At 63.4% G+C, this 8,825-nt stretch carries 8 protein-coding genes; 3 read left to right on the forward strand and 5 right to left on the reverse strand.

Features of this window, described 5'->3' with window-relative positions; translation table 11 throughout:
- Positions 1–145: 145 nt before the first annotated feature.
- Genes R6258_RS18605 through R6258_RS18625 form a run of 5 tightly spaced genes read right to left on the reverse strand, consistent with a single transcriptional unit; the run spans position 146 to position 5,211 of the window.
- Positions 146–910, reverse strand: coding sequence for an SDR family oxidoreductase (locus R6258_RS18605; protein WP_318453425.1), 765 nt, complete (start codon positions 908–910; stop codon positions 146–148).
- 44 nt (positions 911–954) lie between these two features.
- Positions 955–1,785, reverse strand: a complete 831-nt coding sequence (locus tag R6258_RS18610) for a carbohydrate ABC transporter permease (protein ID WP_318453427.1) — start codon at positions 1,783–1,785, stop codon at positions 955–957.
- Positions 1,782–2,678 (reverse strand): sugar ABC transporter permease, encoded by an 897-nt coding sequence (locus R6258_RS18615; protein ID WP_318453429.1) that lies wholly within the window; start codon positions 2,676–2,678, stop codon positions 1,782–1,784. The genes R6258_RS18610 and R6258_RS18615 overlap by 4 nt, the downstream gene beginning before the upstream one ends.
- A gap of 3 nt (positions 2,679–2,681) precedes the next feature.
- A complete protein-coding gene (locus tag R6258_RS18620; RefSeq protein WP_318453431.1) occupies positions 2,682–4,115 on the reverse strand; it encodes a sugar ABC transporter substrate-binding protein in 1,434 nt (477 codons plus the stop codon).
- 49 nt (positions 4,116–4,164) lie between these two features.
- Entirely contained in the window at positions 4,165–5,211 is a 1,047-nt protein-coding gene (locus tag R6258_RS18625; protein WP_318453433.1) for an NAD(P)-dependent alcohol dehydrogenase, read from the reverse strand.
- Positions 5,212–5,614: 403 nt separating this feature from the next.
- Here R6258_RS18625 and R6258_RS18630 point away from each other — a divergent pair, with 403 nt between their 5' ends.
- The 3 genes from R6258_RS18630 to R6258_RS18640 all read left to right on the forward strand — a co-directional run bounded on the left by R6258_RS18630 (position 5,615) and on the right by R6258_RS18640 (position 8,566).
- Complete coding sequence (locus R6258_RS18630) at positions 5,615–6,523, forward strand: AraC family transcriptional regulator (protein WP_318453435.1); 909 nt, start codon at positions 5,615–5,617, stop codon at positions 6,521–6,523.
- Between the two features lie 178 nt (positions 6,524–6,701).
- The gene (locus tag R6258_RS18635; RefSeq protein ID WP_318453437.1) at positions 6,702–7,475 is read left to right on the forward strand and encodes a FadR/GntR family transcriptional regulator; all 774 of its coding nucleotides are present in this window, start codon (positions 6,702–6,704) and stop codon (positions 7,473–7,475) included.
- A 14-nt stretch (positions 7,476–7,489) separates the two neighbouring features.
- Positions 7,490–8,566 carry a TRAP transporter substrate-binding protein gene (locus R6258_RS18640; protein WP_318453439.1) on the forward strand — a complete coding sequence of 359 codons (1,077 nt, stop codon included), beginning with the start codon at positions 7,490–7,492 and terminating at the stop codon, positions 8,564–8,566.
- Positions 8,567–8,825: the final 259 nt, after the last annotated feature.

Consider the following 8,825-nt stretch of genomic DNA (forward strand, 5'->3'; position numbering starts at 1 on the left):
AAGACCACGAACTCGCGGTCCTTGACCTCGAGATCGACGCCCTTGATGACCGGGGTGCCGCCGAAGTCCTTGACGATATTGTTGAGTTGCAGCGTTGCCATGTCGGATTCCTGGTGGTCCGGGGTGGGGGTTACTCGAGCGGCGGTTACCAGAGCGTATAGCCGCCATCCACCACGACGATGGAGCCGGTCATGAAGCTCGAGGCGTTACTGGCCATGTAGACGATGGTGGGGCCGAGCTCTTCGGGAGTGGCGGCGCGTTGCATGGGGGCGTCGTCGATCCAGCGCGGCTTGAACTGGGGGTCGTCGACCGGCGCCATCGCGGTCTTGACGTAGCCGGGAGCCAGCGCATTGACGCGAATGCCGTAGGGAGCCCATTCGGCGGCCAGCGACTTGGTCAACTGGTGCACGGCGGCCTTCGAGGCGTTGTAGGCGGGTTGCATCTGCGGGCGGTTGACGATCATTGCCGAGATCGAGCCGATATTGATGATCACGCCGCCGCGCGACTGCATCCGCCGGCCGGCGGCCTGGGCGCAGTACCACAGTCCATGGACGTTGATGTCGAAGATCTCGCGCCAGCGCTCCGGGGGGACCTCCAGCGCGGGCGCGTGATGACAGGCACCGGCGTTGTTGAGGAAGATGTCGACCGGGCCGAGCGTGGCTTCGACCTCGTCGAGCAGGGCGTCCGCCGCGTCGGGCTGGGTTATGTCGACTTCCACCGCCATGGCGCGATGCCCGGCCGCCTGCAGGGCCTCGACCACTTTCAGGCTGCGCTCATGCCCGCGGGCGGCGATGGCGACCTTTGCGCCGGCCTCGGCCAGCGCGTGGGCGAACGCCTCGCCGAGACCACCGTTGCCGCCGGTGACGACGGCGACCTTGCCGCTCAGATCGAACTGCGACATCACGCTCATGCTTGTCTCCTCCATTTACTGAAATGCCGGCTCGCAGCGGTCGCTTATTTCACGGCTCCCAGGGTCAGCCCCTTGACCAGCCAGCGCTTGACCAGCAGCCCGGCGATCGCCATCGGGCAGACCACGATCGTGCCGATCGCCAGCAACTTGCCCCAGTCGATGCCGGTCTGGGTCAGCAGCTGTGCCGCGGCGATGGGTATCGTCTGCGTGCTGGGTCCCGAGAACGTCTGGGCGAAGGCGTAGTCGTTCCAGGCGAAGATGAAGCACAGGATGGCGGTGGTCACCAGCCCGGGCGTCATCAGCGGTAGCACCACGTAGCGGAACGCCTGGAGCTTGGTGGCGCCGTCGATCATCGCCGCTTCTTCCAGATCGGGAGGCAGGTCGTCGAAGAACGCGGTCATCAGCCAAATGGCGAACGGCAGGTTGAAGCTAAGATAGGCGACGATCAGGCCGGCGTGGGTGTCGAGCAGATAGAGATAACGAAACAGCAGGTACAGCGGCACGATGACCGCGGCGATCGGCGCCATGCGGGTACTGATGATCCAGAACGCCAGGTGCTGCTTGCCCCTGATGCGAATGCGCGACAGCCCGAAGCCGGCCATGCAGCCGAGCACCACGGCGATCAGCGTCGAGGTTCCGGCGATGAACAGGCTGTTGAGCAGGTAGGGCCAGAGGCTGTTGCCACTGCTGAACAGCGAGGCGTAGTGCTCCAGGGTCGGGGTGAAGAGAAGCTGTGGCGTATTGGCGGTGATGACGCCGTTCGGCTTGAACGAAGACAGCACCATCCAGACGATCGGTACCAGGGTCCACAGCAGCAGAAGCGTCAGCAGGGTGATCTTGACGGTGAGGGGAAGCCAGCGCTTGGAGGCGGTCATTGGGTCTTCTCCTGGCGTTTGAGCAGCTTCGTGAATGCCGTGGCGACCATGATCGAGAACACCAGCATGGTGATGCCGACGGCCGCGGCATAGCCGAGATCGAAGAACCGGAAGGCGATGTCGTAGAGCCTGATGGGGATGATCTTGGTGGAGTCGGCAGGGCCGCCGTTGGTGGTTATGAAGATGATCGCGAAGAAGCGGATTGCATCCATGGCGCGTATCAGCAGCGCCACCAGCAGGATGTTGGAGATCGATGGCAGGATGATGTAGAGCAGTTTCTGGGCGTACTTGGCGCCGTCCATCTCGGCCGCCTCGAGAACGTCTTCGGGGACCGAGGTGAGCCCCGCCAGCACGATCAGCGCGACCAGCGGCGTCCACTCCCAGACGTCCATGAGGATGACCGCGACCATCGCGGAGCCGACGCTGCCCAGAATGTTGCCGTCGAACAAACCGGTTTCATTGAGGATCCAGGCATACAGGCCGTGGCTGGGGTCGAGCATGAAACGCCCGAGCAGCCCGACGATGACCGGGGCGATGAACATCGGAATCAACAGCAGCGAGATGATGATGTTGCTGCCCCGCGTCAGGCTGTAGACCAGTAGCGCCATCACCGTGCCGATGAGCATCTCCAGGCCTACCGTGGCCAGGAAGTAGACCAGGCTGATCAGCCAGCTGGAGCGGATGTCCGGGTCCGTGAACACCCGCTGCCAGTTGTCGAGGCCCGAGAACTCGAAGGCCAGCCCGCCCATCAGGCTGACGTCGTTGAAGCTCATCCAGATGATCGAGAAGAACGGCACCAGCGTGATCAGGGCCAGCAGGAACAGGGCTGGCGACATCATCGCCAGCTCGAATCCCTGCCGCTGCGCCGAGGGCTTTCCGGTCAACAGCGCCATGCGTCATGCCCCCACGATGCGATCGATGCGCTGCTTGGCGCTCTGCATGGTTTCCTCGGGGGACATCTGGCCCGCCAGCATCTTCGAGAGCTCGGTGAAGATCACCGTGTCGACCTCGTTCCACTGGGCGATCTTGGGCCGCAGGCCGATGTGGTCGTCCTGCCAGGCGACCAGCATGGTATCCGCCGTGAGCATGTTGGGCATGTCGGTGGGCGGCGTGCTGGCGGCCTTCACCTCGGGCATGTCGTAGACCGATTGGCGTGTCGGCGTGCCGCCGCCGACCTTGCTCTTCAGCCCCATCAGCTGGGTCTGCGGCGAGGTCGCCCAGACCAGGAACAGCCAGGCCGCCTTCTGCTTCTCGGGCGAGGCGTTGGCGTTGATGCCGATGCCGGTGCCACCCCATAGATTGGCGCTGCGCGCCGGGCCCTTGGGCAGCGGGGCGTAGCCGATCTTGCCCTGCAGCGGCGAGCTCTCCAGCGAGCCGGCGAACTCGTGCCACTCCGGCATCATCGCGAATTCGCCGTTCTGGAAGGCGTTGGCGACACCGGTCCAGTCCCAACTGGTGCTGCCGGGATGGGCGATCTTGAGCAGCTTCTGGTAGAAGCGCGCGGCTTCCAGCGAGGCGTCGCTGGTCAGCTGGCAGGCGCCGGGCGAGTCGGTGCCGAGCAGGCCGATCTGCTGGCCGTTGGTGAAGTAGTCGCCGCCGTAGGCGAACAGCACGTTGGAGAAGTCGCACATCAGCGAGTCGTACTGCTGGGCCTGATGGCCGGTGCCGTACTTGACCTCGCTGGCGTTGCCTTTACTGAACCAGTCGGCGATCTGGTAGTACTGCTCCCAGGTCGTGCTGTCCGATGGCGTCGGATCGAAGCCGAGATCCTGCTGCATCTGGTCGTGGTACTTTTCGAACAGGTCGCGCCGGTAGATCCAGATCATCGTCGGGCAATCGTAGGGCAGCGCATAGAGGCTTTCTTCGTCTTCGAAACGCCCGGCGGCGGCCAGCTGCGAGGGAATGAAATCCTCGATGCCCTTGGGTATGACAGGTTGCTGCTCGTCCTTGATGAAGGTGTTGAGGTCCACCAGGCCGCGGTGATAGGGCGCGAGCACCTGGTAGGGGTCGGCATAGATCACGTCGAAGGAGCTGCGCCCGGCGCCGAAGTCCAGCGCGACCTTCTGCACCAGCGCGCCCAGTTGCATCTCGGTGATGTTGACGGTGATGCCGGTGAGCTCCTTGAACGACGCCAGGTTGGCGGCGATGGCCGTCGTCGGCGGGGTGTTCTCGGAGATGAACTGGATGGTGGTGCCGCTGGCCTGTTTCCAGGCTTCATCGCTGGCCATCCCTTGCGCGAGGGCGGTGCGCAGGGAGCCCGCGCCCATCAACGAAAGACCGGCGAGTCCGCCCATTCCCTTCAGTATGTCGCGACGCTTGAACTGGGTCATTTTTGTTCACCTCTTGGTGGTTCAGGTCCAGTGGGTTCAGCTTTGGTGTTCAGGCGCCAAGCGTGATCTGCAGCTTGACGTCATTGGGTCGTGCGCTTGCGGCACGCTCGAACGCATCGATGCTCTGTTCGAAATCGAAGGTCTCGCTGATCAGCGGCTTGAGATCCACCTTGCCCGAGGCTATCAGGTCGATCGCCCGGTCATAGACGTTGGCGTAGCGGAAGACCGTCTCGATACGCAGCTCCTTGGCCTGCGCCGAGACGATGTCGAAGGTGACCGGCTCGACGGGCATGCCGACCAGCACGACCGCTCCGGCGGGCCGGGCGCAGGCCAGCACATCGTCGTAGACCTTGGGACTGCCGCTGGCCTCGAACACCACATCGGCGCCCCAGTCCTCGCCGCAGCGCCGATCGACGGCTTCCCGCAGCGATTCCCGCGAGACGTTGACGGGGGTGATGCCGGCGTAGCGGGCCGCGATCGCCAGCTTCTCCTCGACCAGGTCGGAGACCAGCACCTCGCTGGCGCCACCCGCAAGCGCGGCCAGGGCGACCATCAGGCCGATCGGGCCCGCGCCGGTCACGACGCAGACGTCGCCCGGTTGCATGCGCGCCTTGACGACCGCCTGCATGCCGATCGCGAACGGCTCGATCATCGCCCCCTCGGCGAAGGACACCGAGTCGGGGAGCGCGAACGTGAACGCCGCCGGATGGACGACCTCGGGAGTCAGGCAGCCGTGCACCGGCGGCGTGGCCCAGAACCGCACGCTGGGGTCGACGTTGTAGACGCCCAGCTTGGCGGCGCGCGAGGTGGGGTCGGGGATGCCGGGCTCCATGCAGACACGCTCGCCCACGCTAAGGTGGCTTACGTTGCGGCCGACTTCGGTGACCACGCCGGACGCTTCATGGCCGAGCACCATCGGCTCGCGGACGACGAAGGGACCGATCTGGCCGTGGGTGTAGTAATGCACGTCGCTGCCGCAAATGCCGACGGTATGTACGCGCACGCGTACGTCGTCGGGGCCGAGCTGGTCCGGCAGATCGATCTCGCGCAGCGACAGCTCGCGTTTTTTCTCCAGCACCAGGGCTTTGGCTTTCATGGCGCTCTTCTCGAATCGTGTTGAAAACAGGCGAGGGCCGGCCTCCGATCGGCCGGGCCGAACTCGCCATGGGCTTGGTATTGAAGCTACGCGCCACGCTGGAAAAGCGGCTAGGCTATAATTTTCGAGTCAGTGATACTTTTTTGCAGACTCTGACGGGGCTTTCGGTAATTGGCTGTTTTGAATGACTCTTTGCGATTCGTTCGGACGCTGGGCCCGTGAAGCCGAAACGGCGGGTGTGACCAAAGTATAAAAGGCCGGTGGCGCGCTTTATTTCAGGATAATGAGGGTCTCGAATGGGCGCGTGTCACGGCAGACGCGGCCCCGGTCGACGAGCCGGCCTGATCAGCCCTGGCGAGTGCTAAAGCCTTATGGGCATAGCTGAAAGAGGCACTGATAATCCATGATCACCGCGCAGCTCAACGATACCCGTCTTGGTGCGCCTGTCTTCGAGAGCGTCAGCCAGGATCCGAAGTTCAGTTTCTACTGGCATTGCCATGATTTCCCCGCACCGCTCGCCCGCTGGAATTATCATCCCGAGTACGAGTTACATCTCATCCGCCACTCGCAAGGACATTATTTCGTAGGCGATTACATCGGTCGGTTCGAACCCGGCAACCTGGTGCTGGTGGGGCCGAACATCCCGCATGCCTGGTTCAGCGACCCCGATGACGCGCAGCCGCTGATAAAGGGGCGCGATGTCGTTCTTCAGTTCAAGGGCGAGTGGCTGGAGCACATGATGGAGCTCTGTCCGGAACTCAACTGCCTGTCGACGCTCATCGAGGACTCGGCCCAGGGAGTGGAATTCAAGGGCGACGAAGCGCAGCGCTGCGCCGAGCTGCTGGTCGCGATGGGCGAGCAGGACAATGCCGGCAGGCTGCTGACGATGCTGACCATTCTGCGCAGTCTCTCGCAGTGCGATTATCACACCCTGGCTGGCCGTGGGTATGGTCTGGGCGTCAAGGGCACCGCCTCCGAGCAGGTCGACGCCGTACTGCGCTATGTACACGACCACTTCCACGAAGAGCTGCGCATGTCGACGCTGGCCGCGCGCAACGGCATGACGCCCTCCACCTTTTCGCGTTTCTTCAAGCACGCCACCGGCGACACCTTCGTCGCCTTCCTCCGGCGAATCCGCATCGGACACGCCTGTCGCCTGCTGCTTGAAGGCAGGCAGTCGATCGCCGACATATGCTTTCAGGTCGGCTACAACAACCTCTCCAATTTCAATCGCCATTTCCGCGAGTTGAAGGGGATGACGCCCCGCCAGTATCAGCAGAGCACACCCCGGCTGGTACAGAAGAGCTTGTAGTGACCGTTGTGCGGGACTCCCTTCCAGCGAACTGCGAGCCTGGATTCGTGGGCGCGAATCCATTCGCGACGAAAACCGGCAATGGCCGACCAAAGTATAAAGGCGCTGCGTTGATGATTGCTTGATCCTATGTCGGACATAGCTAACATCTAGTCCTACAAGGAAGCGCCGGGATCCGATGAGCAACGCCACTGCCGCCACAGGTCGCAGCCCGCGACCGGACATAGCCGAGTACCTCGCCGAGGCCATCTTCAGTGGCCGCTACGCGCCGGGTGACTTCGTGCCCAAGGAACTGGACCTGTGCGAGCAGTTCGGGGTCAGCCGCAGCACGGTGCGCAGTGCCTTGCAGACACTGGTGGCGGCGGGGCTGCTGACGCGCATTTCGGGGCAGGGCACGCGGGTCCGCGTACTTCAGGAATGGCACCTGCTCGATCCCCGGGTCAGCATGTGGATGGCGCGCTTCGCGCAGCCCAACCCGCGCATCCAGCGCGAGATATTCGCCTTCCGGGTCGCCGTCGAGCCGTTCGTCGCCCGGCTGGCCGCCGAGAACGCTACCGCCGCCGATCTGCTCGCCATCGAAACCGCCTACGAGGGCATGATTCGCGCCCTCGACGATGAGGGCCTATGTTGGCAGGGGCAGACGCACGATGAATACGACGTGGCCTTCCACGAGGCCGTATTCGCCGCTTCGCACAACCTGGTCTGGGCTCAGATCAGCCATGTGCTCAAGCCGGCGATCGCCCTGCTGGTCGAGCGCTCCAACCATAGCGCCGACGAGCTCAACGATAGTATGGAACGCCATCGCCGCGTGATGGAGGCCATCCGTCTGCGGCAACCCGAGCAGGCCGCACAAGCGGCGCTGGCGGTGCTGGATCGCACCGGGCGGGATCTCGGTCTCGAGGACTTGACCCGTCAACTTCCCACTCTCGAAACCCAAATAACAAGCGATTAAAGGACGCCTATCCCATGACGCTAAGCACTCCGCTCAAGACGCTAACCGCTGCCGTTCTCGGTGCCATGGCCTTCAGTGCCCACGCCGCCGAATACGAATGGACCTTCCAGACGTCCGAGACCGCGGGCGAGCCGCAGTTCGAGATGAAGAAACAGTGGGCCCAGAACGTCGAGACGATGTCCGATGGCCGTATCTCGATCGAAATCCTGCCGGTCGGTGCCGTGGTTCAGGCCAACCAGACCCTGCAGGCGGTCAAGTCGGGCATCCTGCAGGGCCACCTGACCGACCCCAGCTACTTCACCGGTCAGAACCCGGCGTTCGGCATGATCGGTAACCTGGTCGGTGCCTGGAGCGATCCCTACGACTTCCTCGACTACATGAACAACGCCGGTGGCGAGGAGATCTACAACAAGCTGGCCGAACCGTACGGGGTTCACCTGATCGGTGCCGCCGCGACTGGCCTGGAGTCGCTGCCGTCCAGCCGCGAGATCAAGACCGTCGAGGACATGAAGGGCCTCAAGCTGCGTGCCCCCGAAGGCATGGTCTACAACATCTTCGAGAAGGCCGGCGCCACTCCGGTCAACCTGCCGGGTTCCGAGGTCTACACCTCGCTCGAGAAGGGCGTGATCGACGCCGCCGACTACACGGTGTTCGCCACCAACCAGGCGCAGGGCCTGCACGAGTTCGCCAACTACCCGAACTACCCGGGCTTCCACTCGCTGCCGATGGTCGCGGTGTCGCTGAACAAGGAGATCTGGGACGGCCTGCCGGAAGATCTCAAGGCGATCCTGGCAACTTCCGTCGACTCGATGGCCTACAAGATGGTCGGCGAGCTCAAGACCCGCGACATGGAAGCCGTGCGTGAAGCGCGCAAGGATCCGAATATCCACATCGTCGACATGTCGGCCGAAGAGCGCGCCAAGTTCCGTGGCATCGCTCAGAAAGAGTGGAAGGTCTGGGCCGACAAGAACGAGATCACCAGCGAATTCTACGATTCCGTGGTGGGCTATCTGAAGGGCCACAACCTACTGCCGGATGACGCCGGTCAGCAGTCCTCGGACGACAAGTCCTCGGATAAGGCGTCTTCCTGATCTGAACACCTGTAGGTAGTTGCAACGACGGGGCCGTTTTCGGCCTCGTCGTTCGTCATGTCGGAGCTAATCGGGAAGTCCGTGGCTTCCATCGGCATCCGCTTCTCACCAGAGGCCAGTCTGTTACTAGAGGATAGGACCATGTCTCGACAATCCCCGCCCGGAAACGATCCGGCCACTCACGACGACCCGGACGCGGCGCTGGCCCAGGTCCGCAGCCGCGAGGAAGGCGCCCCGCCGGTGCGCAGCGCCTTCGACC

The sequence above is a fragment of the Halomonas sp. HP20-15 genome, assembly GCF_033446685.1.
In the GTDB taxonomy this organism is placed as follows: Bacteria; Pseudomonadota; Gammaproteobacteria; order Pseudomonadales; family Halomonadaceae; genus Modicisalibacter.

Bases quoted from the DNA above. Each gene is read 5' to 3' on its own strand.
- R6258_RS18605 (WP_318453425.1), bottom strand. From the start codon at position 910: ATGAGCGTGATGTCGCAGTTCGATCTGAGCGGCAAGGTCGCCGTCGTC.
- R6258_RS18610 (WP_318453427.1), bottom strand. From the start codon at position 1,785: ATGACCGCCTCCAAGCGCTGGCTTCCCCTCACCGTCAAGATCACCCTG.
- R6258_RS18615 (WP_318453429.1), bottom strand. From the start codon at position 2,678: ATGGCGCTGTTGACCGGAAAGCCCTCGGCGCAGCGGCAGGGATTCGAG.
- R6258_RS18620 (WP_318453431.1), bottom strand. From the start codon at position 4,115: ATGACCCAGTTCAAGCGTCGCGACATACTGAAGGGAATGGGCGGACTC.
- R6258_RS18625 (WP_318453433.1), bottom strand. From the start codon at position 5,211: ATGAAAGCCAAAGCCCTGGTGCTGGAGAAAAAACGCGAGCTGTCGCTG.
- R6258_RS18630 (WP_318453435.1), top strand. From the start codon at position 5,615: ATGATCACCGCGCAGCTCAACGATACCCGTCTTGGTGCGCCTGTCTTC.
- R6258_RS18635 (WP_318453437.1), top strand. From the start codon at position 6,702: ATGAGCAACGCCACTGCCGCCACAGGTCGCAGCCCGCGACCGGACATA.
- R6258_RS18640 (WP_318453439.1), top strand. From the start codon at position 7,490: ATGACGCTAAGCACTCCGCTCAAGACGCTAACCGCTGCCGTTCTCGGT.